The 25,676-nt window shown below is 42.9% G+C and carries 26 protein-coding genes; 22 read left to right on the top strand and 4 right to left on the bottom strand.

Going from position 1 to position 25,676, the window contains the following annotated elements:
* Window positions 1–112 precede the first annotated feature (112 nt).
* The 11 genes from E0485_RS18490 to E0485_RS18440 all read left to right on the top strand — a co-directional run bounded on the left by E0485_RS18490 (window position 113) and on the right by E0485_RS18440 (window position 11,043).
* Window positions 113–1,000 carry an ABC transporter ATP-binding protein gene (locus E0485_RS18490; protein ID WP_132419557.1) on the top strand — a complete coding sequence of 296 codons (888 nt, stop codon included), beginning with the start codon at window positions 113–115 and terminating at the stop codon, window positions 998–1,000.
* A gap of 44 nt (window positions 1,001–1,044) precedes the next feature.
* Window positions 1,045–1,785: an ABC transporter permease gene (locus E0485_RS18485; RefSeq protein ID WP_132419556.1), complete on the top strand. Its 741-nt coding sequence runs from the start codon at window positions 1,045–1,047 to the stop codon at window positions 1,783–1,785.
* A gap of 3 nt (window positions 1,786–1,788) precedes the next feature.
* On the top strand, window positions 1,789–2,973 hold the full coding sequence (locus E0485_RS18480) for a sensor histidine kinase (protein ID WP_132419555.1): 1,185 nt from the start codon (window positions 1,789–1,791) through the stop codon (window positions 2,971–2,973).
* Window positions 2,970–3,572, top strand: a complete 603-nt coding sequence (locus E0485_RS18475) for a response regulator transcription factor (RefSeq protein WP_132419554.1) — start codon at window positions 2,970–2,972, stop codon at window positions 3,570–3,572. Before E0485_RS18480 ends, E0485_RS18475 begins: the two co-directional genes overlap by 4 nt.
* 116 nt (window positions 3,573–3,688) lie before the next feature.
* Window positions 3,689–4,696: an alpha/beta hydrolase gene (locus E0485_RS18470; protein ID WP_132419553.1), complete on the top strand. Its 1,008-nt coding sequence runs from the start codon at window positions 3,689–3,691 to the stop codon at window positions 4,694–4,696.
* 252 nt (window positions 4,697–4,948) lie between these two features.
* Window positions 4,949–6,679: an ABC transporter substrate-binding protein gene (locus E0485_RS18465; RefSeq protein WP_132419552.1), complete on the top strand. Its 1,731-nt coding sequence runs from the start codon at window positions 4,949–4,951 to the stop codon at window positions 6,677–6,679.
* A 69-nt stretch (window positions 6,680–6,748) separates the two neighbouring features.
* A complete protein-coding gene (locus E0485_RS18460) occupies window positions 6,749–7,702 on the top strand; it encodes an ABC transporter permease (RefSeq protein WP_132419551.1) in 954 nt (317 codons plus the stop codon).
* A 15-nt stretch (window positions 7,703–7,717) separates the two neighbouring features.
* The gene (gene opp4C, locus E0485_RS18455) at window positions 7,718–8,647 is read left to right on the top strand and encodes an oligopeptide ABC transporter permease (protein WP_132419550.1); all 930 of its coding nucleotides are present in this window, start codon (window positions 7,718–7,720) and stop codon (window positions 8,645–8,647) included.
* Between the two features lie 14 nt (window positions 8,648–8,661).
* Entirely contained in the window at window positions 8,662–9,645 is a 984-nt protein-coding gene (locus E0485_RS18450) for an ABC transporter ATP-binding protein (protein WP_132419549.1), read from the top strand.
* Window positions 9,638–10,603, top strand: a complete 966-nt coding sequence (locus tag E0485_RS18445) for an ABC transporter ATP-binding protein (protein ID WP_132419548.1) — start codon at window positions 9,638–9,640, stop codon at window positions 10,601–10,603. Before E0485_RS18450 ends, E0485_RS18445 begins: the two co-directional genes overlap by 8 nt.
* Window positions 10,604–10,779: 176 nt before the next feature.
* Window positions 10,780–11,043, top strand: a complete 264-nt coding sequence (locus tag E0485_RS18440; protein WP_132419547.1) for a hypothetical protein — start codon at window positions 10,780–10,782, stop codon at window positions 11,041–11,043.
* A 3-nt stretch (window positions 11,044–11,046) separates the two neighbouring features.
* Here the strand turns inward: E0485_RS18440 and E0485_RS18435 are convergent, their stop codons facing one another.
* From E0485_RS18435 to E0485_RS18425, 3 genes are all read right to left on the bottom strand, one after another.
* Window positions 11,047–11,484, bottom strand: coding sequence for a GNAT family N-acetyltransferase (locus E0485_RS18435; protein WP_132419546.1), 438 nt, complete (start codon window positions 11,482–11,484; stop codon window positions 11,047–11,049).
* A 44-nt stretch (window positions 11,485–11,528) separates the two neighbouring features.
* Window positions 11,529–12,935, bottom strand: coding sequence for an aldehyde dehydrogenase (locus tag E0485_RS18430; protein ID WP_132419545.1), 1,407 nt, complete (start codon window positions 12,933–12,935; stop codon window positions 11,529–11,531).
* Window positions 12,936–13,008: 73 nt separating this feature from the next.
* Complete coding sequence (locus E0485_RS18425; RefSeq protein WP_132419544.1) at window positions 13,009–13,524, bottom strand: NUDIX domain-containing protein; 516 nt, start codon at window positions 13,522–13,524, stop codon at window positions 13,009–13,011.
* 236 nt (window positions 13,525–13,760) lie between these two features.
* Between E0485_RS18425 and E0485_RS18420 the strand changes: the two genes are divergently transcribed.
* From E0485_RS18420 to E0485_RS18390, 7 genes are all read left to right on the top strand, one after another.
* Complete coding sequence (locus E0485_RS18420) at window positions 13,761–14,201, top strand: ACT domain-containing protein (protein ID WP_132419621.1); 441 nt, start codon at window positions 13,761–13,763, stop codon at window positions 14,199–14,201.
* 55 nt (window positions 14,202–14,256) lie between these two features.
* Window positions 14,257–15,543: a homoserine dehydrogenase gene (locus E0485_RS18415; protein WP_132419543.1), complete on the top strand. Its 1,287-nt coding sequence runs from the start codon at window positions 14,257–14,259 to the stop codon at window positions 15,541–15,543.
* A gap of 29 nt (window positions 15,544–15,572) precedes the next feature.
* The gene (thrC, locus tag E0485_RS18410; protein WP_132419542.1) at window positions 15,573–16,634 is read left to right on the top strand and encodes a threonine synthase; all 1,062 of its coding nucleotides are present in this window, start codon (window positions 15,573–15,575) and stop codon (window positions 16,632–16,634) included.
* A gap of 45 nt (window positions 16,635–16,679) precedes the next feature.
* Entirely contained in the window at window positions 16,680–17,660 is a 981-nt protein-coding gene (thrB, locus tag E0485_RS18405; protein WP_132419541.1) for a homoserine kinase, read from the top strand.
* Window position 17,661: 1 nt separating this feature from the next.
* The gene (gene pheA, locus E0485_RS18400; RefSeq protein ID WP_132419540.1) at window positions 17,662–18,537 is read left to right on the top strand and encodes a prephenate dehydratase; all 876 of its coding nucleotides are present in this window, start codon (window positions 17,662–17,664) and stop codon (window positions 18,535–18,537) included.
* A gap of 25 nt (window positions 18,538–18,562) precedes the next feature.
* Window positions 18,563–19,444, top strand: coding sequence for a branched-chain-amino-acid transaminase (gene ilvE, locus E0485_RS18395; protein ID WP_132419539.1), 882 nt, complete (start codon window positions 18,563–18,565; stop codon window positions 19,442–19,444).
* 162 nt (window positions 19,445–19,606) lie between these two features.
* A complete protein-coding gene (locus tag E0485_RS18390) occupies window positions 19,607–20,497 on the top strand; it encodes a LysM peptidoglycan-binding domain-containing protein (protein ID WP_132419538.1) in 891 nt (296 codons plus the stop codon).
* A 5-nt stretch (window positions 20,498–20,502) separates the two neighbouring features.
* Here E0485_RS18390 and E0485_RS18385 read toward each other — a convergent pair whose 3' ends face one another.
* The gene (locus E0485_RS18385; RefSeq protein ID WP_132419537.1) at window positions 20,503–22,377 is read right to left on the bottom strand and encodes a hypothetical protein; all 1,875 of its coding nucleotides are present in this window, start codon (window positions 22,375–22,377) and stop codon (window positions 20,503–20,505) included.
* A gap of 156 nt (window positions 22,378–22,533) precedes the next feature.
* Between E0485_RS18385 and E0485_RS18380 the strand changes: the two genes are divergently transcribed.
* The 4 genes from E0485_RS18380 to ruvB all read left to right on the top strand — a co-directional run bounded on the left by E0485_RS18380 (window position 22,534) and on the right by ruvB (window position 25,595).
* A complete protein-coding gene (locus tag E0485_RS18380) occupies window positions 22,534–23,202 on the top strand; it encodes a BofC C-terminal domain-containing protein (RefSeq protein ID WP_132419536.1) in 669 nt (222 codons plus the stop codon).
* Window positions 23,203–23,411: 209 nt separating this feature from the next.
* Window positions 23,412–23,915, top strand: a complete 504-nt coding sequence (gene ruvC / locus E0485_RS18375; protein WP_132419535.1) for a crossover junction endodeoxyribonuclease RuvC — start codon at window positions 23,412–23,414, stop codon at window positions 23,913–23,915.
* On the top strand, window positions 23,912–24,538 hold the full coding sequence (ruvA, locus tag E0485_RS18370; protein WP_132419534.1) for a Holliday junction branch migration protein RuvA: 627 nt from the start codon (window positions 23,912–23,914) through the stop codon (window positions 24,536–24,538). The genes ruvC and ruvA overlap by 4 nt, the downstream gene beginning before the upstream one ends.
* Window positions 24,539–24,590: 52 nt before the next feature.
* On the top strand, window positions 24,591–25,595 hold the full coding sequence (gene ruvB / locus E0485_RS18365; RefSeq protein WP_132419533.1) for a Holliday junction branch migration DNA helicase RuvB: 1,005 nt from the start codon (window positions 24,591–24,593) through the stop codon (window positions 25,593–25,595).
* Window positions 25,596–25,676 lie beyond the last annotated feature (81 nt).

Below are 25,676 nucleotides of genomic sequence, written 5' to 3'. Positions count from 1 at the left end.
CAGCCATCCAAGATGACATTTGTCATGTCAAAGTGATGACAGAGATGACTACTATGTCATGCTGCATAATTATAAGATAGATTCATAAGAAGCAATGAGGGAGGCAATTTGAGTGAAATCTGTTATCGAATTAAATGGTGTTTCTAAAATATATAAGAATAAAACTGCAGTGGATCAATTATCCTTGCAAGTTGAAGAGGGAAGTGTACTTGCCTTAATTGGACCTAACGGTGCGGGCAAAACAACAACAGTCAAGATGATGCTTGGCTTAACGAAGCCGACATCAGGCCATGTGAAAGTATTTGGTCAACATCCGTATGAAAAGTCAGTTAGAGAGCGGCTTGGCGCGATGCTGCAAGAGACCAGTGTCATTGATCTGATGAAAACAGGTGAAATTATCGACTTATTCAGAAGTTATTATAAAGCTCCATTATCGATGAAACAGCTGCTTGCGATGTCGGGACTTGAGGAATGTGAGAATAAACTAGCGACGTCCCTATCAGGCGGTCAGAAAAGAAGGCTCAGCTTTGCGTTGGCATTAGCAGGCGATCCACATCTCATTTTTCTGGATGAACCAACAGTCGGAATGGATGTAAGCTCACGCGAGGTGTTCTGGCGCACGGTTAGTGCTCTTAGAGATCAAGGTAGAACGATTGTTTTAACGACTCATTACATGGACGAAGTTGAAGCGATTGCGGATCGCGTGGTAATTGTGAATAACGGGAAATCAATTGCTGATGGAACGGTACAAGAGATTAAGTCAACTACGGAGAAAAACTCAGTTTCTTTCACACTAACAGATCAGGTATCCAGCGAGGTTCTAAACAGCCTACCAGGTGTAGATCAAGTAAATCGCAATGGGAATAAGGTAGAGTTATTTGGAGCAGATACGGACCTACTCATATTTACAATCGTTCGTCATAACATTCCGCTGAAGGATTTACAAATCAATAAAAGCAACTTGGAAGATGCGCTGCAGCTGCTCATTAGTGCTTCTTAATAAGCGTTAGAGCAATACAATCTATTCCTGAAGGAGAATGAGTCATGAAAACACTTATAAAGCAATCCAGAATGGAAATTATCCGTACACTAAGAAGTAAATCATTTTTCATTTTTTCGATTATAATGCCAGTTGCATTTTACTTTATTTTCTCAAGTACAGTAGGGGATCAAACACAGGTCGGTGGAGCCGACTGGAAAGCTTATTATCTCATGTCGATGACATTGTTTGGTATTGTGAGCTCGAGTCTATTTTCGTTAGGTGTACGAATTGCCAATGAGCGCAAGCAAGGCTGGACGCAATTAATGCAAATTACGCCGCTTCCTCCAACTACTTACTTCTTTGCTAAGGTTGCGGGACAATCGATGATTAATTTTGGGATTATTGTTCTTATGTTTCTGATCGGACGATTTGCCAAAGGGATCGAGCTTCCTATAACAACTTGGTTAGCATGTGGTTTTTGGATTTGGATTGGTATTCTACCATTTATTGCATTAGGAATTCTTATTGGACAGTCAAAATCAGCAGAGAGTGCTTCGGTGTTTGCGAATATTGCGAGTTTAGGGATGGCCATGCTTGGTGGATTATGGATGCCGCTTGAAATTCTTCCTAAATTCATGCAGCAAATTGGTGAGTGGATACCAACCTATCGTTTGGGTCAAGGTGCATGGAATCTAGTGGCAGGTAAAGCGATCAGTTTGACTGGAATTGCAATTTTGGCTGCGTATCTCGTAATTTTTATGATAATATCAAGTTATATCATGAGAAGACGGGAAGCTGTGTAAAGAATGCTGAAACAAATAAAAGCAGTTCTTGAGAAATTTGGTATAAATTTCAAACAAATGGGTTTCTTTGAATGGATATGGCTTATCTATCTGCTATATCCTATCATTTATCTAACAACTTTGCCTTTAAAAGAATCATGGTTAGGATTTATTCTAATCATCCTCTTTGTTGTCAATTATGCGTTATGCTATGGACATAGTATCTATTTAAAAATTTATCTATCGTGCTTAATGCTTAACATCTTAGCATTCTGTGTTTTATATGACGCAAACTACTATTTCATGATTTTTTTCTCGACGTATCTGGTGAGTAGAGTCGATAAAGAATCGTTGCGTTGGGTGTATATATTTGGAGGTTTTTCCGCTGCTATATATGGATTTGTTATTTATCGGTATTGGGATGCTTTTCAGGCGGGTCAATTGTATCAATTGTTCATCCCTCTCTTTCTCTCGATCGCGATGCCTTATGGTCTATGGACGTATGATAAATCGCGAAGGCTAAAGAAGCAGCTTCATTCCGCTAATGATGAGATTGAACGATTAATTAAGAATCAAGAGCGACAACGAATTGCTCGTGATCTGCATGATACATTAGGGCATACCTTATCCCTCATTACCCTCAAGAGTGAGCTTGCTGGTAAACTGGTAACTAAGGATCCTGAAAGGGCAACGCAGGAAATCAAGGAGATTCAAGCCACTTCACGCTCCGCTCTTAAGCAGCTGCGTGATTTATTGGCAGAGATGCATTCCGTATCGCTAGAGCAAGAAATTCAAGCAGCTGAGCAAATTTTGAAGGCCGCTGATATTGAGTTTGAATATGCTGGTGATGCAGATATGCTAGAAGCAGTACCTCTTGTGCGTAATATGCTTGCACTTTGCTTGCGTGAAGCGATTAATAATGTCGTTAAGCACAGCCATGCTACTATGTGCAAAATTCAGCTAGTGGAGAGTACATCCGAAATTCGGATTGATGTCATTGATGATGGTGTTGGATTGGCAGATCAGTCGGGTAATGATAAGGCCAACAATAGCCAGCAATCTGGCAGGGGAATCATTGGGATTCAAGAGAGATTGAATCTTATCGAAGGAAAGCTGAAGCTTGGGAAAATGCCCGACGGCGGCACATTATTAAGTATGATCGTACCTAGAATTGTTAAGGGAATCGCAGTTAGGGGAAATGCAGAATGAGAATTGTAATTGCTGAAGATCAGGGGATGCTGCGTGGTGCACTTAGTGCATTACTAAGCCTTGAAGATGATATAGAAGTGGTTGGTCAAGCAGAGAATGGACAGAAGGCACTGGAACTAATCCAATCGCTGAAGCCCGATTTATGTATTATGGATATTGAAATGCCCGAACTTAGCGGACTAGATGTTGCGGAACAGGTGAATAAGCTCAAGCTGCCTGTTCGCGTCGTAATTCTGACGACATTTGCTCGTACGGGGTATTTTCAGCGAGCGACACGAGCAGGTATTCATGGCTATTTGTTAAAAGATTCACCGATTGATGATTTAACAAGCTCCTTGCGTACGATTATGAACGGAGGCAAGGTTGTTGCACCGGAACTGGCATTATCATTATGGGTAGAAGATAACCCGTTGTCGGAGAGAGAGCAATCTGTATTGCTGATGATCGCTGAAGGCAAGTCCTCGCAGGAGATTGCCAAGGAATTGTTTTTGACTAATGGAACAGTTCGTAATTACACGTCCGAAATTATGCAAAAGTTAAATGCGAAGAATCGCATTGATGCCATTTCCATCGCTCAAAGTAAAGGATGGTTAGGTTAGGCTTTTGCTTGTTACAGGAAGTTTACAATTATATTAAAATTGTATAAATTTCGACACATGTAAGCGTTAACATAATAACATAGAGATAATCGTTCGAAAGAGAGGCGAATTATCCTATGTCAGTTACAACTGCGTCCACTTATCCAATTTCTGGTCAATTAACGGAGCCGACGATTCACCCTGTTCATTTGCCTCGATCGCGTGTCAAACAAAGTCTAATCATCTACATCACGAGTGTTACTGGCATTTTATTACTCGCTGTGCTTGTATTTCATGCCTATATGGCATGGACGCTAGCTCGACCTACGATAGAGCATTTACAATCTAATCCAGCGCTTAAACTAGGGCTGGCTTATGAGGATGTTACGATTCCAAGTGCGAATGCCAAGACAAGTGTTGAGGGATGGTTTATTCCTACTCATTCTAAGAAAAGTATCGTATTCTCTCACGGTTATGGAGCTAACCGCGAAGAGGTATGGGTTCCTATATATAAGCTTGCAAGTGAGATGAATGCGAGAGGATATAATGTGCTGATGTTCGACTATGGCTATGCGCATGCAGGCGGAAATCAATTGATGACAGGAGGCAAGCAAGAATCACAGGAATTGCTTGGTGCTATCCAATTTCTCAAAGATCGTGGAATGGAGCAGGTATACGTATGGGGCTTCTCAATGGGGGCAGGAACTGCCTTACAAGCAGCTTTATTAGAGCCGGCAATAGATGGCATGATTCTCGATAGCACGTTTATTCTTAACTCGGATACGCTATACCATAATGTAAAGCAAATTGTGAATTTACCTAAATATCCAACGGTACCACTCGTTCAAATGTTCTCTTCAATCCTTAACGGAGTTGGATTTAAGGACATACCGTCAGAACGCATCTTAACCAAATCATTTGATATTCCGATCATGATGATTCATGGTGATCAAGATGAACGTGCGCCATATGAGCTGGCTGAGGAGATCGCAGCCAACCAGACAAATCCGTTATCAAGAGTGTGGATAGTACCAGGTGCTACACATGAGTTGATTTACCAAACGAGAGCTGAAGCTTATTTAGAGCAATCGTCGGGATTCCTGAATGATTTAGCAAAGGACAATTTAAATTTAGCATTGCAATAATTAAGCAAGTTATACGGCCCACAATACGAGATACGTATTGTGGGTTTTTTGATATTTTAATTTTTTTTATTAAAATTACAGAATTTTTTTAACATTTATATTTACAGATCGTGATTTGGCTCTTATAATAAAAACTAATTTAATTCCGATATGTTTTATAAGATTAATCGGAATTAACGGGATTCGCATTCTTCAGTTGAACGAAGGTTAATTAAGGCGAAAGTAGTTATCAAACTATGGGGGGAAATATTTATGAAGAAGCAATTGTACACATTACTCGCATTTACTTTAACAGGTTCACTCGCATTGACAGCATGCTCTAGTGACAAAGCAGCACCAGCAGCTACAGGTACACCAACCGTTTCAACGGCTGCACCACAAGGCTCGCCAGCACCAGCAGATAATGGGGTACCTGGCATTATTAAAGCAACAGATTTGTCCAAAATACCAGAAGCAGCAAAGAAACGCACGGATACGATCATTGTAGGGTTAACAAACCCAAGCGGAGCATTCACTCCTTATTTCCAGCAATCTGGTTATGACGGTAACGTATCATCTGTATTATTTACACCACTAGTCAAGATTGATAAAGAAGGTTTGCCAGTTCCTGGTCTCGCTGAGAAGTGGGATGTTTCAGAAGATCAGAAGACATATACGTTCCATTTGCGCAAAGATTTGAAATTCAGCGACGGCTCACCAATGACAACAGAAGATGTTGCGTTCACATGGACACTTCTTCATGATAAAAATTATGATGGTTTGAATGAAGTTGTTGAAGCTGGAATAGTAGGCGGTCAAGCATACAAAGAAGGGAAAGCAACTTCCATCGAAGGAATCAAGATCATTGATCCATTAACTATTAGCGTTACACTTGAGGATGTTAATGCAACTGCACTTACCGTGCTAGGTGGAGATATCTTATCCAAAGCTTACTATGGCAAGGATTACATATTTGGGGAACTTGACTATTTAAAGAAACTTCATGAGAAACCAGTAAGCAATGGACCATACAAACTTGTTAAGTTCGTTCCTGGTCAAGAAGTTCGCTTCGTAGCTAATGAATACTATTATGCAGGTAAACCGAAGACAGAGAACTTTATTTATAAGACAACAGAGGGCGATACTTGGCAGTTCATCGAAACTGGTGATACAGATTTTGCTAACTTCGCAGCTACAACCGATAATATTGAAAAATTGAAAAAGCTTGGTTTCGTAGACATGGTTCCTACTACTGCTAGTAACTATGGCTTTAACAAATTTAACCTTGAGCATGATCAATTAAAAGACAAACGTGTTAGGCAAGCATTGACATACGGCTTGAACCGTCAATTGATCTATGTTGACTCCAGACAAGGTGCTGCTACTGTTGCTAACATTCCTTCTTCACCAATTCTGTGGTCCTATACAGAAGAAGGCATTAATCCGTATCCATACGATCCAGAGAAAGCAAAAACATTACTTAATGAAGCAGGCTGGAAAGTTGGCTCAGATGGAATTCGTGAGAAAGACGGCAAGAAATTAACCATTCACTATTTAGGCTCTAAGAGTAAGAATACCGATATCTTCATCGGGGTAGCAAGAGAGAACTATGCAGAGATTGGCGTTAAATTTGAGCCGGAGCAATTCCCAGATTTCAACACATTGTCTGCAAAAGTAGATGGTGGAGATTATGACATGGCTTCTTTCTCTACTACGATTATCAGCGATCCTTCACAAGGGGTATCAAGATTCGTGAAAGGTGAGACTAAAGGTTATAACAATCCGAAAATAGATGAATTGTATGCTAAAGGCTTAGCAACAAATGACGTGGAAGAACGCAAGAAAATTTATCATGAAATGTTCCAAATCCTTAATGATGAACTACCAATCATGTTTACAAGCTACAGCAAATCCATTTCAGCATATAGCGGGCGTATTGCAGGCATTGAACTGAATCCACTTGCTGGACTGGCTCACAGCTTGCCAAATTGGGAATTGAAGTAAAATAAATCTATTATCCCCGACCTTAGCTAGTAGCTAGGCAGTCGGGGATAATAATTAAAGGAGCCGAACATGAGCACATATTTACTCCGCAGATTCATTTACATGGTTCTCATTTTGCTTGGTGCATCCATGTTGATTTTCTTCTTATATGCATTAACGCCAGGTGACTTTGTATCTAACAATATGAATTTAAGTGCTGAGCGTAAAGCAGAGCTAAGAGAAATATACGGTTTAAGCAAGCCACTATTAGAGCGATATATGACTTGGATCTCCCATATTTTCCAAGGGGATTTTGGCTATTCACTAGCTCAGCAGAAGCCTGTTCTTGAGCTGTTTAATGATTATGTTTGGAACTCATTCCTACTAGCGATTGTAGCTACCTTCTTTACATGGTTCTTTGCGGTTGTAGTAGGTGTTATTTCTGCATATAAACAATATTCTTTGTTCGATACGCTAGTGATGATCGGGATTTTTGCAGCAATGTCTATTCCATCGTTCTTTATCGGTCTATTCTTTATTAAAATATTCGCAGTTGACCTGCATCTCTTACCGCCAGGTGGTATGACTTCAACGGGTAGCAATGCGGTCGGCTTAGCGTATGTCGAAGATGTGATCAAGCACATGACACTGCCAGTGATCATTATGGTGCTGCTTGGTGTTGGATCGCTTACCCGTTATTTCCGCAGCAATATGCTGGATGTTATCAAGCAGGATTATATTCGTACAGCGCGTGCCAAAGGGCTGAGAGAAAGAGCAGTTCTCTATCGTCATGCACTGAAGAATGCGATGCTACCAGCGATAACACTTGTCGGGTTTGAGCTTCCAGGGCTTTTCGGTGGATCTATTATTTTGGAGAAAATTTTCAACTGGCCAGGAATCGGTCAACTGTATATGTCCTCCTTCACTGTCAGAGATTATCCGCTGCTAATGGGGTTCACGATGTTTCTCGCCATTCTCACAGTTATCGGTACGTTAATCTCGGATATTCTTTATCATACTACCGACCCACGTGTCAGACTTTAAGAAGGAGGATCGGTTATGTCTAATACAACTAGTGAACTGATTAAAGCAAAGAAAACACCACAGATTTCTGAACAGCGCACTTCACTATGGCGTCAGGCTATGCATGATGTAATGAAAAACAAGCTTACGATGTCAGGATTAATTATTGTTGTCATTATGCTTCTAGCTTGCTTTATCGGTCCTCTCTTTTCACCTTATGCCGATAACAAAATTAATCCTGCTATTATGAACATGCCGCCAGATGCGAAGCATTGGTTAGGTACTGATCTTCTGGGAAGAGATGTATTAACCAGATTTCTTCAAGCTGGTCGTATCTCATTGACAGTCGGGATTGCTTCTATGATACTCTCTGTCTTCATTGGAACGTTAATTGGGATTATTTCAGGTTATTACCGTGGAATTGTCGATCAGATCTTCATGCGTATTGCTGATTTGCTCATGACCATTCCTGGATTACCTATTATGTTTATTGTTGGTGCGTTGCTGTCAGATTGGAAAGTACCTACCGATTATCGGATGTATATGGTTATGGTCATGCTCAGCATCATTGGATGGCCTGGAATTGCACGGATGGTTCGAAGTCAGATGCTCAGCTTGCGTGAACGTGAATATATGCAAGCAGCAACCGTACTAGGCCTTCGTGACAGACGCAAACTATTCAATCACTTGTTGCCTAACATCGTTCCACTACTTATCGTTATTTCCACGCTTAGCATTGGTGGCGCCATTCTATCAGAATCTGCTCTTAGCTTCTTCGGGCTTGGTGTAATGCCTCCAACGCCAACTTGGGGGAATATGATCGATGCTGCAAATAACATTATAGATTTTGAGCAACATCCTTGGTTATGGATACCACCAGGTGTAGCGATCTTCGTAACCGTTATTGCCTTTAACATATTTGGTGATGGTCTGAGAGATGTTCTCGATCCAAAACAGAAGAAGTAGGTGAATAACAGCAGATGAATGACTTAATTGAGATTAAGAACCTAAGCACTTATTTTAGCAGCTCGGCTGGAGATATTAAGGCGGTTAACGATGTGAGTTTCCGTATTCGTAAAGGGGAGACTGTCTGTATCGTAGGTGAGTCTGGTTGTGGTAAAAGTATCACTGCACTGTCGATTATGGGACTTGTTGAAGGACCCAATGGTCGAGTAGTCGATGGCCAAATTAATTTTGACGGCAAAGATTTATTAAATATTAGCAAAGAACAGCTTCGTCAGGTTCGTGGAAATGATATTGCGATGATTTTCCAAGAGCCCATGTCCTCGCTAAATCCAGTTATTACAATTGGGAAGCAAATTATGGAACCGCTCATGATCCACCAAAAAATGAACAAAAAGCAAGCACTTGCTCGTGCAATTGAACTTATTGAAATCGTAGGGATTCCTCGTGCAGAGCAAATTGCCAATTCCTATCCACATGAATTATCAGGTGGTATGCTGCAACGGATCATGATTGCTATCGCCATATCTTGCAATCCAAAATTATTAATTGCAGATGAGCCAACTACTGCGCTTGATGTTACGATTCAGGCACAAGTACTCGAAACGCTCCGCAATATCAAAGAAACATCCAATATGTCCATTATGCTAATTACCCACGATCTTGGGGTAGTTGCTGAAATGGCTGATTATGTAATTGTTATGTACTCAGGCAAAATTGTTGAGGAAGGCGAAGTCGAAGAAATATTTGAGCGTCCTAAGCATCCGTATACCAAAGGCTTACTTAAATCGAAACCGATTATCGGGCAGCGTCAAGAGATGCTCTATTCCATTCCTGGACAAGTTCCGAATCCACTAGAACTAGTTGAATCCTGTTATTTCCATGATCGTTGTGGTCAATGCATGTCGATCTGTGAAACTCATCAGCCTAAGCTGAAGGAGATGGAGAACGGGCATAAAATAGCATGCTGGTTGTATGAGGAGGAGGGACAACATGTCTAAAGTACTACTTGAAGTTAAGAACCTGAAGAAATATTTTCCGATTAAAGCTGGTCTGCTCAATCGTACAGTGGGACATGTTAAAGCCGTAGATGATATTAGTATTACAATTAATGCTGGTGAAACATTCGGGCTCGTAGGGGAGTCTGGCAGCGGCAAAAGTACGGTTGGAAAAACGATTCTTCGTCTTCACGATAAGACAGAAGGGGAAGTGAAGTTTAAAGGGATTGATCTGTATGGAGTCAATAAAGAGGAGCTGCGCTCCTTGCGACCGAAGATGCAATTAATCTTCCAAGATCCTTATAGTTCGCTCAATCCACGTGTACGAATCGGTGATGCCATTGGAGAGGTGATGCTTGATCATGGCTTAGCCACGAAGGAAAATGTTCGCGATCATGTACTTGAGGTGATGGAGCTGTGTGGATTATCCGCTTATCAGATTGATCGCTTTCCACATGAATTCTCAGGTGGTCAGCGTCAGCGGATCGGGATTGCCCGTGCACTTGCACTGAATCCTGACCTTATTATCGCAGATGAGCCTGTTTCTGCCCTTGATGTATCGATCCAAGCACAAATCATTAACCTCTTCCAACAATTACAGAAAAAACGTGGACTCGCTTATCTATTCATTTCGCATGATCTAAGCGTTGTTGAGCATCTATGTACACGTGTTGGTGTTATGTACTTAGGTTCGATGATGGAAACAGCTCCAAGGGATGAATTGTTCAGCAATCCGCTCCATCCGTATACGAAAGCGTTGATGTCAGCTATTCCAGTGCCTGTACCTAAGCTAAAGCGTGAGAGAATCGTCTTGAAGGGCGATATTCCAAGTCCAGCGAATCCGCCAGCAGGTTGTAAGTTCCATACGAGATGTCCATTTGCTGTAGACATCTGTAAATCGCAAAAACCTGAATTTCGTCATGTTGGCAATGATCATTATGTTGCCTGCCATATTGTTTAACAAACAAGGGGATGCCTTAAGAAATCGGTTATGATTTCTTAGCATCCCCTTGTATTATTTAAGATTTCTTAAGAAATAGTTATTAGAAAATTAAATTATTGCAACTACAATAAAAGAATCGGTGTTTAACTTAATGATGTAGTAAATGACATTGTCGGATAAAAGGGAGGATCAACATGATAACAGATGTTCTAGACAAACCTGAGCTTAGTGATGGTCATGTGTTTAATAGGAAAATCGATGTTCTCAAACAATATGAGCTTCATTGTTATCAGGTTTGCTATTATCTGCTCGGCTGCGAAACGAAAGCCCATCAAGCCTCCCTAGCATGCATTGAGTATTTATTCACTGATTCAACTTTTTATCTGCAGGACCACACCGATCGACTTAAATTAGTACGTCAATTAGCGATGCATCATTCACTTGCCATCCTGCATTAACGGCTAATTATCTTCCTCTTCAGGCTCAACTTCATATAGGCAGCGAAATCGCTCCACACCTGGATAGAGATCTCCGAGACTATAGACCGTAAAACCAATGCTTCTGTAAAAATCAACTGAATCTACATCTGTTTCTGCTTCTATAATTAAGGGCTTACTCTGTTCAATAAGCTCTAGAATCAATCCCCGTCCATAACCTTTCATACGGTTCTCAGGCTGGATTGCAATATGTTTGATGATCAGCTTATCATTTGCTTCTGCCTGCACACCAATAAGCCCAACGATATTGTTGTCTTCTTCATAGCCATAGAGAGTCAAGGCTTCATCTGTTTCGTATTGTTTAAGCGCTGTTTCAATCCGTTCAGGATCAGGAAACATAGCGTAGGAGATCAATTCCTTAATGTTTGGATCGGTTAGCTTGCTTGTTAAGTTAATTAGCATTAGAATTCACTCCTGGTTCGTATTGATACTATTATTGCCTCTTGCTATTTCATAAAACGTTTAATCCATGTTAATCCATTCTTCATCGTCGGATAACGGAACGGCAGGTCAAAGCGTGTTGTCTGCTTAAGCACACTCTTGTGATGAGAGAACGTATCGAATGAGCTTTTGCCATGATAACCGCCAAATCCGCTCGCTCCGACACCTCCGAATGGCATATGTTTGGAAGCAAGATGCATAACGGCATCATTAACGCAGCCACCTCCAAAGGAGATGCGGCTTAAGATATGCTCGTGAATCTCGTCTGATTCGGAAAATAAGTATAGCGCAAGTGGCTTAGGACGAGCAACAACCGGCCCAATTACTTCCTGCTCCAAGTCGGTAAAAGAAATAATCGGCAGAAGTGGACCGAATATCTCTTCAGCCATGATGGTATCGTCCCAGGTGATATGATCGATAATGGTAGGTGCGATCAGCTTGCGTGATTCGTCTGTTATACCTCCACAGACAATGGTCCCTTTGGTGCTATGTAGAAGCTCCTGAAGACGCCCGAAATGTCGACTGTTAATGATGTTAGGAAGATTAGTCTGGGGTGCTTCTAATGGCTTGCTACCAAAAAATTGGATGATTTGCTCTTGCAAGTGCCGAATGAGCTCATCTTTAACTGCTGCATGTACAAGTATATAATCTGGTGCAACGCAGGTCTGTCCTGCATTCAGGAATTTCCCCCATACGATGCGTTTTGCTGCAAGCTTGACGTCAGCGTCACGATGAACAATACAAGGACTCTTCCCGCCGAGCTCTAGCGTTACAGGTGTTAGATGCTTGGCTGCAGCTTCCATCACGACACGACCTACTCCAGTACCGCCTGTAAAGAAAATATAATCAAACTTTTCTGCAAGCAGAGCCGTACTCGTCTCTACCCCACCTTCCACAACGCTTACATATCCTTCCCCATACGTACGATTAAACGTATCTTCGATTAAATTCGCAATCGCTGCAGCGGAATGAGCACCTAATTCAGATGGTTTAAGGACGGCCGTATTCCCTGCCGCAATGGCACCAATTAAAGGGGATAGGCTGAGAAGCAAGGGATAGTTCCAAGGCGAGATAATCAGGACCTGACCGAAGGGTTCATGATAAATTTGACCACGTGCCCCGAACAATACCATAGAGCCTTTGACTGACGTAGGCTTAGCCCAGCGACGAAGCTGTTTGATCACGATGCCGATTTCCTCAAGCAGCATGCCAATTTCAGACGAGTAGGCTTCAAACGGTGATTTGTTCAGATCAAGCTTCAGAGCCTCCATTAACTTCGTTTCATGTCGACGTAAGCCGGCTTGAAACATCCTAAGAGCCTCAATTCGAAATTCAACATCCATTGTCCGCCCATTGTGGAAGAATTGTCTTCCTTGTTGAATGACATCCTGCAATTGCCGATCTGCCCCCATAATACGCTCTCCTCCTTAAATAGAATGATTCTAATACATCATTTCATGTGCATCATGCTGGCAAACCTAAAGCTTAAATTATACCTGGGTCAATCAATGGATTCCACCGAATACAGGGTTCATCCGTTTCTGCTGTTTTTCCTGCAACCCCAATCCAAGGATGAGCGGAATCTTCATGATCAAAATAATGCGTAAGCAGCGAACGAAATACATGCGGCAGATCGCGATTGCTGCTTAGCACCTCCTGTTTAGGCACCCAGAATAAATCGCCTTCTTCCGTTTCGATCGTTGGTTCAGCATTCGTAAAGCCTGTATAAAAGAATTGTTGCCGGATTTCTGTATGATATAGCCGAATAAGAACGTATCTTAATTGTAATTCTTCAATATTCGCCGCCTGAATTCCTGTTTCCTCTTCTATTTCACGCAGACATGTATGTTTGGGTGAAGCAATTTCATAAGGCTCCATATGACCGCCGATTGCTCCCCATTTGCCTGGAGATAAAGTCCGATTGGCAGCTCGTTTCATCATTAATAGTTCATTACGATTATTAAATAACAGCGCAGTAGACAATAGTCGTAGTTTGATCATGGATAAGAGCACCTCTTCGTGATATATGAGCTAGCGTAACACAGCAAAGAGTGCTGGGCAATTTCTTGAATGTATATCTACAAAAAACAATTTAACATATTGTACAATTTTGTTAATATGAATGGATAATCTCAATAAATACCCATTGCCGAGCAGCAACATTTTGCGTATAATGTCCTCTTATAAGATACAAACGTATTTCTGGAGAGGACGATAACAACTTGCCAGATAAAAAAATGAACTATTATTTAATAAGAGAGGATATTCTCCCTGAAGCAATCCTCAAAACTGTGCAAGCCAAGGAGCTACTGGCCAAAGGCCAAGTGAAAACGATTCATGAAGCAGTGGAGAAAGTAGATTTAAGCCGAAGCGCATTCTACCGTTATAAGGATGGCATTCATGTACTATCGACAATGGCTCGTGATCAGATTGTAACGATTGGAATGGATCTTGAGCATCGATCAGGCACATTATCCAAAGTTCTAGCTACAATCGCTAGTCATAATGGAAATGTACTCACGATTAATCAAACCATTCCGCTGCAAGGATGGGCGAATGTGACTCTATCTGTGGAAGCCTCATTAATAGGGGAGCAGATTTATGAACTTATCGATGCTATCGTGTCAACAGACGGTGTAAGACAAGCTAAAATAATAGGACAAGGTGGCGCTATCTAAAACTGAAGCGAGTCTAATATTTTCGAATATATGAAATTATTTAGGAGGAGTAGAGATGAAACCAGTTAAAGTAGGATTGTTGGGTCTTGGAACTGTGGGTACGGGGGTTGTCCGTATCGTAGAAGGTCATCAAGAGGATTTGCAGCGTAAGACAGGATCACCAATTGTGATCGAGAAAATTCTTGTGCAGCATATGGAGAAGGATCGGAACATTTCGATCAGTTCATCCAAATTAACAGATAATCCTAATGATATTCTGGATAACCCGGAAATCGATGTCATCATCGAAGTAATGGGTGGCGTTGAACTAGCCAAGGAATACATCCTTCGTGCACTAGATAACGGAAAGCATATCGTAACTGCGAACAAAGACTTAGTTGCACTGCATGGCAAGGAGATTATGGATCGAGCAGCTAATAAGGGCTGTGATATTTTCTTCGAAGCTTCTGTAGCTGGCGGTATACCAATCATTCGCACGCTTGTGGATGGCTTCTCTTCGGATCGAATTACGAAAATCATGGGGATTGTCAATGGAACAACCAACTACATTTTAACCAAAATGAGCCAAGAAGGCGCAGCATATGCAGATGTTCTTAAGGAAGCGCAGGATCTTGGATATGCCGAAGCAGATCCAACTTCCGACGTCGAAGGATTAGATGCAGCCCGCAAAATGACCATCCTGTCAACGCTTGGCTTCCATGCGAGTGTAGCCTTATCCGATGTGGAAGTGAAAGGAATCTCCCAAGTATCGAAGGAAGATATCGCATACGGCAAAAAACTAGGTTACGAGGTTAAGCTGCTAGGAATTGCGGAAAGCAAGGATGATCATATTGCCGTATCTGTACAGCCAACGATGGTGAAAACTTCGCATCCACTTGCTTCCGTGAACGGTGTTTTCAATGCCGTTTATGTATATGGTGAATCCGTTGGCGAAACGATGTTCTATGGTCCAGGTGCAGGCGAATTGCCTACGGCAACTTCCATCGTCGCAGACTTAGTCGCTGTGGTTCATAATTTGAAATTAGGCGTTAATGGACGTGAAACATTCAAGCCATACAAAGAAACCAAAATGAAAACAGACGAGCAGATCGAATCCAAATATTTTATTCTTCTGCACGTTGCCGATAAAGCGGGTGTGCTTGCTAGAATTACACAAGTATTCTCCGCTCAAGAAGTTAGCTTGGAATCAGTATTCCAGCATCCGAATACAAGCAATCCGAATGCGGAAATTATTATCATTACGCATAATGCGAATCGTGCAGCAATGAATCGTGTGTTAGCGGAATTTGAAGGTTTAGACGTTATTTACCAAATTAAGAGCGTATATCGTGTAGAAGGTTAATAAATCGGAGATAAGAGAGGAATTAAGAGATGAGATACATGGGATTGCTAGAAACATACAAAGAATACTTGCCTATTAACGAGAACACACCACTGCTTACCCTACATGAAGGGAATACCCCACTCATTCGAGCAGAGAAGCTATCAGATGAGCTTGATTTGGATCTATATTTCAAATATGAAGGGCTTAATCCAACAGGTTCGTTCAAAGACCGTGGGATGGTGATGGCGGTTGCCAAAGCAATGGAGGAAGGCTCACGTACGATTATGTGCGCTTCGACAGGTAATACATCTGCTGCAGCTGCTGCTTATGCGGCACGTGGCAATTTGAACTGTATCGTACTTATTCCAAACGGCAATATCGCACTCGGTAAAATGGCGCAAGCGATGATCTACGGTGCTAAAGTGATTGCGATCGAGGGCAACTTCGACCGTGCACTCGAAATTGTACGTGAAATTACTGCCAAACATCCGATTACACTTGTGAATTCTGTGAATCCGTATCGAATTGAAGGACAGAAAACAGCTGCTTTCGAGGTTTGTGATCAGTTAGGCAAGGCACCAGATTATTTGGCAATTCCTGTGGGCAACGCAGGCAACATTACAGCCTACTGGAAAGGCTTCAAGGAATATCATGAGCGTGGCAAGTCCAGCACATTGCCCAAAATGATTGGCTTTGAAGCAGAAGGTGCGGCTGCAATTGTGAAAGGTGAGCCAATCGAATTCCCTGAGACAATCGCGACTGCGATTCGCATCGGCAACCCAGCTTCTTGGAAGACTGCTGTTGCGGCTGCGGAAGAATCAAAAGGACAAATCAATTATGTAACGGATGAAGAAATTCTACATGCTTACCGTGAAATTGCTGCGAAGGAAGGCGTGTTTGCTGAACCGGGTTCAGCCGCATCCATTGCTGGCGTACTTAAGCTGCATAAGCAAGGTTATTTCTCCAAAGGCCAATCCGTTGTATGCGTGCTAACAGGCAATGGTCTCAAGGATCCGAATGTAGCGATTAATACAGTTGCGACTGAACCACTTGTGGTGCAGGATACCGAAGAAGCCGTTATGGAAGCAATTCGCAAATTAGAAGCATAAAACATATTCGTAAATTGTAGTGCGATATAACTTGAGGTGATCTTAATGACAACTGGGCGTGTACGTGTCCAAATACCTGCTTCTACTGCCAATCTTGGCCCAGGCTTTGATTGCCTTGGGATGGCACTGAATTTATATGCATGGATCGATATGGAGCTAGCGCATACGACCCGAATTGAGCTGTTTGGTGATGGCATGGAAGGTGTGCCGCTGGATAAAACGAACCTTGTCTACGAGGTAGCGCAAATGGTGTTTGCTGAAGCGGGAGAGCAGCATCCTGAACTATACATCGGGATGTACAGCGATATCCCGCTAACGCGCGGACTCGGTTCTTCCGCATCAGCGATTGTTGGCGCGCTCGTTGCAGCCAACGCGCTGATCGATAACAAGCTGACGGATGATCAGCTGTTCCAGATCGCTTCGCGACTGGAGAAGCATCCCGACAACGTCGGCGCTTCGCTTTTTGGCGGCATTGTCGTGGCGTACTGGGATGGCGAACGTGCGGAGTACATTCGCCTCACCCCGCACCCCGACATGGCGGTGCTTGTGGCAATTCCGTCGTTCCAGCTAGCGACGGAAAAAGCGCGGAACGTGCTGCCTCAGCACGTTCCATTAGGAGAGGCTGTGTATAACCTCAGCCACTCCTCTTTGCTGGTTGCCGCCCTTGCGACAGGCAACCTTGGCATGATCCGCCATGCGATGCAGGATCGCCTGCATCAGCCGCATCGTGCGGCGCTGATACCTGGCATGGCGGAGTTCCTTGCAGGCGCCTCGGAGCACGGCGCGCTTGGCGCCGCCTTATCAGGCGCTGGCCCAACCGTGCTCGCGCTTGTTGATGCGCGCAGCAACAGTAAGGAGCAGCTTGAAGCCTTTTTACGCAGTACCTTTCACCAGCATCAAGTAGAAGTAGAGATCCGCTGGCTTCTACCTGAAGGCAGGGGGGCTGAAGTCATCGAAGATCATACATCGTTAGCATCCCTTGCAGAACGCATGAGCGCTGTTTCAATAGACAGGGGGTCTTATTAAGATGAAGCGAGTGTCATTACTTGGTCCAGGAACATTCTCGGAAGAGTCTGCCAAACATTTTACCCAGCATGTGGATATCGAATTTCAGCCGTATAAGCTAATATCCGATGTTTTCATGTCTACCGTAAATGGTGAGACAGATTACTCCGTCATCCCGATTGAGAATACAATTGAAGGCTCTGTATCCCTCCATCTCGATTGGATGGTACATGAAGTGGATATCCCGATTCAGGCAGAATGGGTATACCCAATTGATATGAACTTAATCGGATATAGTCAACCAGCCGTTCAAGCTGGAGATCATCCTTATGCACACATTCAGAAAGTGTTGTCGCATTCTGTTGCGCTGGCACAGTGCCGCCATTTTCTAAGTGAGCAGATTCCACATGCAGAGATTGAAGTGGTAAGCTCGACAGCAGAGTGCGTAAGGCAGGTTCGCGAGCTTAATGATCCAGCTATTGCAGGCATCGGTCCTCTTAATGCAGCCTATCTGCATGATGTTCCCGTATTAGCGCGTTCGATACAGGATTATCAAGATAATATGACACGCTTCCTGCTACTTGGGAAGGAACCTATTAGCCTGGGTAAGCTAACGCATCATAAAACAACTATTCTGGTTACGCTGCCAGAAGATTATCCAGGTGGTTTGCATCAGCTGCTTGCCGCATTTGCATGGCGCAGAATAAACCTGTCCCGAATTGAATCAAGACCAACCAAACGCAAGCTGGGCACTTATTATTTTTATATTGAAATCGACGGAAGCATTGACTCGGTTCTCTTGTCAGCAGCACTGCAAGAAATTGAAGCGATCGGTTTCCAGGTTAGGACATTAGGCTGTTATCCATGTTATACTTATCCTGTTGACAAGTTGATTTAGTAATTTTTAGCGGGGGTGTAGATTTATGGCAGAGCAAGTTATTTATCTGGATGGTAAGTTCGTAACGAAAGCAGAAGCCAAAATTTCCGTTTATGACCATGGATTTTTGTATGGAGATGGAATATTTGAAGGAATTCGTATTTACAACGGAAATATCTTTAAATGCAAAGAGCATTTGGACAGATTATACGACTCGGCTAAATCAATCATGCTCCAAATACCGCTTTCTTATGATGAAATGGAAGCTGCACTTGTGGAAACGTTGCAACGCAATGAAATGCGTGACGGCTATATTCGTCTCGTTGTTTCCCGTGGCGCTGGCGATCTTGGGCTTGATCCAAGACGTTCGCCCAAGGCAAGCGTCATTATCATTGTGGAGAAGCTAGCTATTTATTCTGAGGAAATGTACCGCAACGGGCTGAAGACGATCTCTGTCTCCCAACGTCGGAATATCCCAGATGCGCTTAATCCCAAAATTAAATCACTCAACTATCTCAATAACATTCTGGTCAAAATTCAAGCGAATCTCGCTGATGTTGGCGAAGCAATCATGTTGAACTCACAGGGTTACGTCGCTGAGGGCTCTGCGGATAATATTTTTATCGTAAAAAATGGTGTGCTCACAACCCCTCCATGCTATGTAGGAGCGCTTGAAGGCATCACACGTCTTGCGATTATGCAGATTTGTGAACGTATAGGCCTAAAGGTTAAGGAAGAGCCGTTCACGCTTCACGATGTATATGTTGCCGACGAAGTATTCTTTACAGGCACAGCTGCAGAAGTAATTGCAGTTCGTGAGGTAGATGGTCGAGTCATTGGCTCAGGTCAAGCTGGTGAAACCACACTGCGTCTACTTGAAGAGTTCCGTTCTATTGTAGAAGTAGATGGCGTTAAAGTATTTGAATAATTTAGGTTGTTTTCTAAAAGAATTATAAATCTCCTATGGTGTTTGATACCGTAGGAGATTTTTTTTGCACTCAGGTAGGTCAAACGCCTAGAAGTGTGCATAAAATGTACAGAAGAATGCTACTGGACTGCATGTCTGGTAGATGTAAAGGAGGCTTTTAGCTTGAAAATTCATATGGTTAGAAAAGGGGAGTCGATCCAAAGTCTGGCGGATAAATTCAATATTCATCCCGATACTTTGCTCTATGCGAATTCCCAGATCGATAATCCTGAACAGCTACTTCCAGGTATGAGGGTCAAAATTCCTCTTCCGCCCTCACCACTTGAAATACCTCCTGCTGAATATTTGGATGAGTATGTCGTGAAGCAAGGAGATACGTTATGGAAGCTTAGCAAAGCCTGGAATGTGCCGCTTAAGGGACTTATTGCGGTAAACCCGCACCTGCGCAATCCCAATGTGCTGCTAGATGGTGAAATAGTCTATATACCAAAGCTTAATGCCGACATACAACCTGTAGAACCGCATGATCAGATCGCTGCTCAGCCAGATGAAACAGCTGCTCAGCCTGAATTTGCGTTTACATCAGACATAACAGATTCGCAGGAGGATCAAGTTCGTCAGTCTCAAGAGTTCATTGATTTATCAGCGCCTCATCATGTAGAGGAATTATCGTATATTTCGAGTTTAGGCAGCGGTTCAACGAATGTAGACCCTCCACAGTGGGGAGATTTATATTCAGGCTATGCGACAAGTCCAACGAAGGCGTATGATAAATACGGTATTGATCCTAAAATGAACATTCCAGAATACCCCACTACAGAAAATGTATTATCCGAAAATCCATCGCAGCAAAAGCCTCATCAAGAAAACTTGATGAAGCTATCGGAAAAAGACAAAGCGTCAAAAAAATCTGCAGAGATCTCAAAGGCTAAAGCTAATAAGTCCAAATCCAAGAAGAACGCGGTTGCGTTATTATCCGTGAAGACTCCTCATGCATCGAATAAACCTGCTTCTAAGTCTGTGAAAAAAAATCAACCGTGGACGAAGCTCTAGTCTATTTATTCTAAACCGATAATCAGTTTGCCTTTGTGTTGGCCAATGATGAGCTCAGGCTGTAAAGAGCTAATGACATCATTGGTCAATTGTGTTGTTCGAGCTGAAGGATCGATCTTGTACCAGCCCATATTGTGGACATAGAACAAGGCAGTAGAACCATTGCCGTATAGCCCCTTAAGCAACTGCTCTTGATCTGGAATCACCAGCTCCGTTGTAAAAGTAATATCCTGCTCTCCGTCGCTCCATATCCATTGCTGATGATCTTTCTCCTTACTCATCGCAACCGCCCAGTTCTTTGAACGATAAGGAATGATACCGAATAAAGAATATTTGGTTTGAACGAGGGTTTTGGCGAATAAACGCGATTGCTCCAGTTTGATATTCAGTATTTGCCTACCATCATTCGTAGGGTAAATCAAATAATTATCATTTAACCATTCAAGTGGATAGGAGCAAGGCGTATCATTGCAGGCTAGCTTGCCTATAATGGGATATCTCTTGGGTGAAGAGTCTCTTATGTTTCTGAGAATTTCCATATGTAGCTCGTAAATTTCCAAACTATTCGATTTACCCCATGCGACGGCAATCACTCCTGATTTGGGTTCGATTGCAAAGCCAAGTATTTGTGAACTGGCATCCGGTGTTTGCCAAATAAGCTTGGTACTGTCTGTATCAAGATCGTATAGGACAAGCTCTCGGCTATTGGCTCTGCCATTAATATACAGCAGTCCAGCCTCATCATTTAGCCAGTGGGGTGACACTAATGAGTTGAAGTCAAATTGCTTCACGACATTTCCTTGCTCGTCAAGGATTTCGTAAAGATGCTGCGATTGAGCAGCTTTCTTCAGAACGGTTGATGCAAGCAGCCAATTGTCGTTCGAAGATGGCATGATTTCATCATATTGTCGATTGGTGTTAAACCAAGCTGCGATTGTGTTCGTGGAGAGATCATAAGAGCCATATCCTTTGGTGTCCGTAGGTTCAATTACGATATAGTTAGTGGATTTAAGCTCGACTCCGCGCGCATTGCGAATCCCGCTTGCAGATAACTTTAAATAAGATTCTTCAAGTTTATGGTCGAAATTTAAAACTAAGTTAAATGTACGATTATCAACCCAATCGACAGACCAATTCACATTCGTCAGTATCGCTTTAAAATGTTCGTCTACAGAAGCTCGATCAACCTCATCTGTGAATTGGAATAACAAGACATGTGAAGCATGGGTCTGGACAGAGAGTGGAAGAACGATATTTTCTTTGCTGAATACAAAAGCTTTGTCGAGCAATGGAATACGATCGGAAATGATTTTATAGTCGAATGGTTTCATGTAATAGATGATAAATGGTTTGATTTGACTTTGATCTGCCGAAAAGAAGGTCAGTGTTAAATCACTGTTCGGTGTACCTTTGAGAGAAATAATGAGCTGCTGCTCCGAGTCTCCCTCCATAATCGTGAAGGAGACGGGTTCTCCCGTCGTCGTTGTGATCGCGATGTTGTTACGGAGTATTTCTAGTTGCTTGGGAGTTATGCGATTTGGATAAGGGACATCGATGGCTAGCATAAAGCGTGCATCAGTTTGAGAATACCAGATCGGCTGCCCTGGCTTATAATCCCATACCTGGTTATTCTCGTTCACACGAAAATATAAATATTTATCTTCTTGTACAAGCTTGAATAAATCGATATCAGCTGTATCATTGTTGGTTGGTGGCGTTGCAACTGTTTGATTGGTTGGTGACGGCGTTACGGCTGCCTGAACAGGCAGCTTATCAGGAAGATGATGTGGCCCCAGTGCTACAAGAATAAGCGCAGCAAAGCTCACGATGAGAACACAGATGATGATGAAGTTGCGGTAATGCATGCTCCAGCGTTTCATGCGTTTTCCTCCTGTAGAAAGTTAAAGTAAGGACGAAAGGTAGAAAAAACGATCTAACATGTTTAATTCGGCTTATCTGTCGATAAATCCTGCATGTATATCGAGTTTTCGCTATGGGAAAAATAGTGGAAATAGGGATGAGAGGAGATCGATGGGATGATTATGAGCATGCTCAAACAATTGAAAAAAAAGCTGCGTCGTAAAGTTAAATGGATCTCGCTCGGGATATCTGCTCTGCTTGTTATACCTGTTCTACTTTATTGGAGCGGTTCTGATAAATCCCAGAGCGTGTTCGAACCTGTTGCAAGTGACGAGCCGTTGTCATGGGAAGTATCTAATCAAGCGGTTCTTGGTAATCTAACTAAACTCAAACAATCCAAAGAGGTTGTCATTCAGAAAACATTTGTCTGTGGCGAAGAACTGCAGCGCATCGGCACCCGCACACCTGGAGAAATTGCTAAGCTGGTGAAGGAGCATCCAGCTTGGAGGCTGTCCATACAGGGAGAAGATCAGGTCTACCTGACTGAACATATTCAGGATTTATCTGCATCATGTAAAGAAGCTGCTTATTTCGGCGTAGATGAAAGTGGCGTATTGTCTTTATTCGACGGGATTCCTATGCAGAATAAGGTGATCCAGTCATTTTTTCAGCTTAACATCCCATATTTGAAGAGTGCGCTTCCACCTGAAACGGTTGCACAATTGTTTGCCGGCATTCGTGTGACTGATATAGATGAGTATAATTCGGTGCTATCTACATTTGCAGATTATGCTAGAGCTGGTGCAGATCAGTTAGCGGGTAGCAGCAAGGCTGAAGGCCAGTAACTAGATATTAAATGGATATAAATGTAAGTTTTCGAGGGATAGATGTTTCTCCTTACTGTTAAGGAGAGTGTCTATCTCTTTTGGTATTTATCTGCTATAATTCATTTCATAGTGATACATATGTTCGCATTATAGAGAGACGGTGGAACCGTTTCTTCTTGGATTTTTTGGGCAATGGATAAAGCCTTAAGTTGAAGGAGAGGGCAAGATTGCGTATTTTGGGAATTGATCCAGGACTTGCGATTGTAGGCTTTGGATTTGTAGATAAATTAGGATCACGGATTGTTCCTGTTCAATATGGAGCGATTCAGACGGAAGCTCATACGCCAACTGTGGATCGACTGGAGATTATTTATGAATCCACATTGCAATTAATTGATAAATATAAACCAGATGCGATGGGAATTGAGAAGCTGTTCTTTAATCGCAATGTAACAACAGCACTCACAGTAGGCGAGGCGCGGGGTGTCGTCATGCTGGCAGCGAAGCAGCGAGGATTGCAGATCGGTGAATACACGCCACTGCAGGTTAAACAAGCGATTGTTGGGTATGGCAAGGCGGAGAAGAAGCAGGTTCAGGAGATGGTGAAGCTATTCCTTAAACTGTCTGCTGTACCGAAGCCGGACGATGTGGCGGATGCGCTGGCAATAGCTATTTGTCATGCGCATTCTTCTTCGCTGCAGAATAAGTTGAATGGAAGTGTTAGAGGATGATCGATTTTGTACGAGGCATTCTGGCATGTCGTGAAATGGAGTATGTCGTTGTAGATGTGAACGGAATTGGATACAGGGTATGGTGTCCTAATCCATTTTTGCCCTCTTTGCAGGAAGGTAAGGAGGTTACATTCTATATTCATTATCATGTACGTGAAGATGCTCATTTGCTATATGGATTTACGACACGTGAGGAGCAGCAAGTGTTCCGTAAATTGTTAGGTGTGTCTGGTATTGGTCCGAAGGTTGCTTTAGGCGCATTATCAGGTGCTAAGCCAGAGGCTGTTATAACAGCGATTCAGAATGAGAATGTTAACTTCCTGACCAAACTGCCTGGCATCGGTAAGAAAACAGCACAGCGAATCGTCCTTGATCTAAAGGACAAGCTAGGTATGCCAGAAGGTGCAAGTTTACTTGCTCATGATCTCGGGCTTGGCGACGACGGAATAAATACAGGTAAATTAGCAAACAGCTGGTCTGAGGCTAAAGAAGCTTTGCTTGGTCTAGGCTACAATGAAAGTGAAGCTGATCGCGCTTTAGCAGCCATACGTGGCAAGTGCGCAGATACGGAGCCTGTTGAAGTTATTATGCGTCATGCGCTTCAGGCCCTATTTAAATTATAAATACAACAATGTGTGCATCACTTGCTTATTATAGAAATAGGAGGAAACAACCATGGAGGATCGGATTATATCCGCGAACCTGATGATGGAGGATTCCGTCGCTGAGTTTAGTCTTAGGCCTAGGTATCTTTCAGAGTATATCGGACAGTCACAGGTGAAGGATAATCTCAAGGTGTATATAGAAGCTGCTAAGCTTCGCAAGGAAGCACTGGATCATGTGATTCTGTATGGACCTCCAGGCTTAGGAAAAACAACACTTTCGAACATTATTGCCAATGAATTAGGTGTTAATATACGAACAACATCAGGGCCAGCGATTGAACGACCTGGCGATCTAGCTGCTATTCTGACGAATTTGCAGGAAGGGGATGTCCTCTTTATTGATGAGATTCATCGTCTTCATCGTACGGTAGAGGAAGTCTTATATCCAGCAATGGAGGACTTTGCACTGGATATTATTATTGGGAAAGGTCCATCAGCACGATCCGTGAGACTCGATCTGCCTGCTTTCACACTCGTGGGAGCAACGACTCGAATCGGTCTTCTATCAGCTCCGCTACGTGACCGTTTCGGGGTGGTGTCGCGACTTGAATATTATACGGTGGATGAGCTTACCTATATCGTTACCCGTACTGCCGATATTCTAGAGGTCGGTATTGTAGGCGAGGCTGCACGTGAGATCGGGATGCGTTCACGAGGGACACCTCGTATTGCGAACCGTTTGCTTAAGCGTGTTCGTGATTTTGCGCAGGTTAGAGGCGACGGCGTGATTACGACTGAACTTGCACAAACTGCGCTAAGCTTAATACAAGTCGATAATCTGGGGCTTGATGAGATTGATCATAAGATGTTGCGTGCGATTATTACCAGCTTTGCGGGCGGTCCTGTAGGTCTGGATACCATTGCTGCGACAATTGGCGAGGAAAGTCAGACGATCGAGGATGTCTATGAGCCTTACTTGCTGCAAATCGGGTTTTTGCAGCGGACACCAAGAGGGAGAACCGTTACTCCGCAAGCATATGCACATCTGGGTCTACCAATTCCAGACCAAAATTAAGTATAGAAGCAAGGTCCGCCTTCTATCGAAGGGGCATCGTTTCTACTTGATAGAGCACCCATCTTTTGCTATGGTTACTAT

The organism is Paenibacillus albiflavus (assembly GCF_004344915.1).
In the GTDB taxonomy this organism is placed as follows: Bacteria; Bacillota; Bacilli; order Paenibacillales; family NBRC-103111; genus Paenibacillus_AM; species Paenibacillus_AM albiflavus.
This window is presented reverse-complemented; position numbering and strand designations above follow the sequence as displayed.

Coding starts and splice junctions, on each gene's coding strand:
- E0485_RS18475 (WP_132419554.1), top strand. CDS start 2,970: ATGAGAATTGTAATTGCTGAAGATCAGGGGATGCTGCGTGGTGCACTT.
- ruvB (WP_132419533.1), top strand. CDS start 24,591: ATGGAGGATCGGATTATATCCGCGAACCTGATGATGGAGGATTCCGTC.
- pheA (WP_132419540.1), top strand. CDS start 17,662: ATGAAGCGAGTGTCATTACTTGGTCCAGGAACATTCTCGGAAGAGTCT.
- ilvE (WP_132419539.1), top strand. CDS start 18,563: ATGGCAGAGCAAGTTATTTATCTGGATGGTAAGTTCGTAACGAAAGCA.
- E0485_RS18380 (WP_132419536.1), top strand. CDS start 22,534: ATGATTATGAGCATGCTCAAACAATTGAAAAAAAAGCTGCGTCGTAAA.
- E0485_RS18450 (WP_132419549.1), top strand. CDS start 8,662: ATGAATGACTTAATTGAGATTAAGAACCTAAGCACTTATTTTAGCAGC.
- E0485_RS18485 (WP_132419556.1), top strand. CDS start 1,045: ATGAAAACACTTATAAAGCAATCCAGAATGGAAATTATCCGTACACTA.
- E0485_RS18430 (WP_132419545.1), bottom strand. CDS start 12,935: ATGGGGGCAGATCGGCAATTGCAGGATGTCATTCAACAAGGAAGACAA.
- opp4C (WP_132419550.1), top strand. CDS start 7,718: ATGTCTAATACAACTAGTGAACTGATTAAAGCAAAGAAAACACCACAG.
- E0485_RS18435 (WP_132419546.1), bottom strand. CDS start 11,484: ATGCTAATTAACTTAACAAGCAAGCTAACCGATCCAAACATTAAGGAA.
- ruvA (WP_132419534.1), top strand. CDS start 23,912: ATGATCGATTTTGTACGAGGCATTCTGGCATGTCGTGAAATGGAGTAT.
- E0485_RS18415 (WP_132419543.1), top strand. CDS start 14,257: ATGAAACCAGTTAAAGTAGGATTGTTGGGTCTTGGAACTGTGGGTACG.
- E0485_RS18385 (WP_132419537.1), bottom strand. CDS start 22,377: ATGAAACGCTGGAGCATGCATTACCGCAACTTCATCATCATCTGTGTT.
- E0485_RS18440 (WP_132419547.1), top strand. CDS start 10,780: ATGATAACAGATGTTCTAGACAAACCTGAGCTTAGTGATGGTCATGTG.
- E0485_RS18425 (WP_132419544.1), bottom strand. CDS start 13,524: ATGATCAAACTACGACTATTGTCTACTGCGCTGTTATTTAATAATCGT.
- thrB (WP_132419541.1), top strand. CDS start 16,680: ATGACAACTGGGCGTGTACGTGTCCAAATACCTGCTTCTACTGCCAAT.
- E0485_RS18445 (WP_132419548.1), top strand. CDS start 9,638: ATGTCTAAAGTACTACTTGAAGTTAAGAACCTGAAGAAATATTTTCCG.
- E0485_RS18420 (WP_132419621.1), top strand. CDS start 13,761: ATGAACTATTATTTAATAAGAGAGGATATTCTCCCTGAAGCAATCCTC.
- thrC (WP_132419542.1), top strand. CDS start 15,573: ATGAGATACATGGGATTGCTAGAAACATACAAAGAATACTTGCCTATT.
- E0485_RS18470 (WP_132419553.1), top strand. CDS start 3,689: ATGTCAGTTACAACTGCGTCCACTTATCCAATTTCTGGTCAATTAACG.
- E0485_RS18460 (WP_132419551.1), top strand. CDS start 6,749: ATGAGCACATATTTACTCCGCAGATTCATTTACATGGTTCTCATTTTG.
- E0485_RS18465 (WP_132419552.1), top strand. CDS start 4,949: ATGAAGAAGCAATTGTACACATTACTCGCATTTACTTTAACAGGTTCA.
- E0485_RS18480 (WP_132419555.1), top strand. CDS start 1,789: ATGCTGAAACAAATAAAAGCAGTTCTTGAGAAATTTGGTATAAATTTC.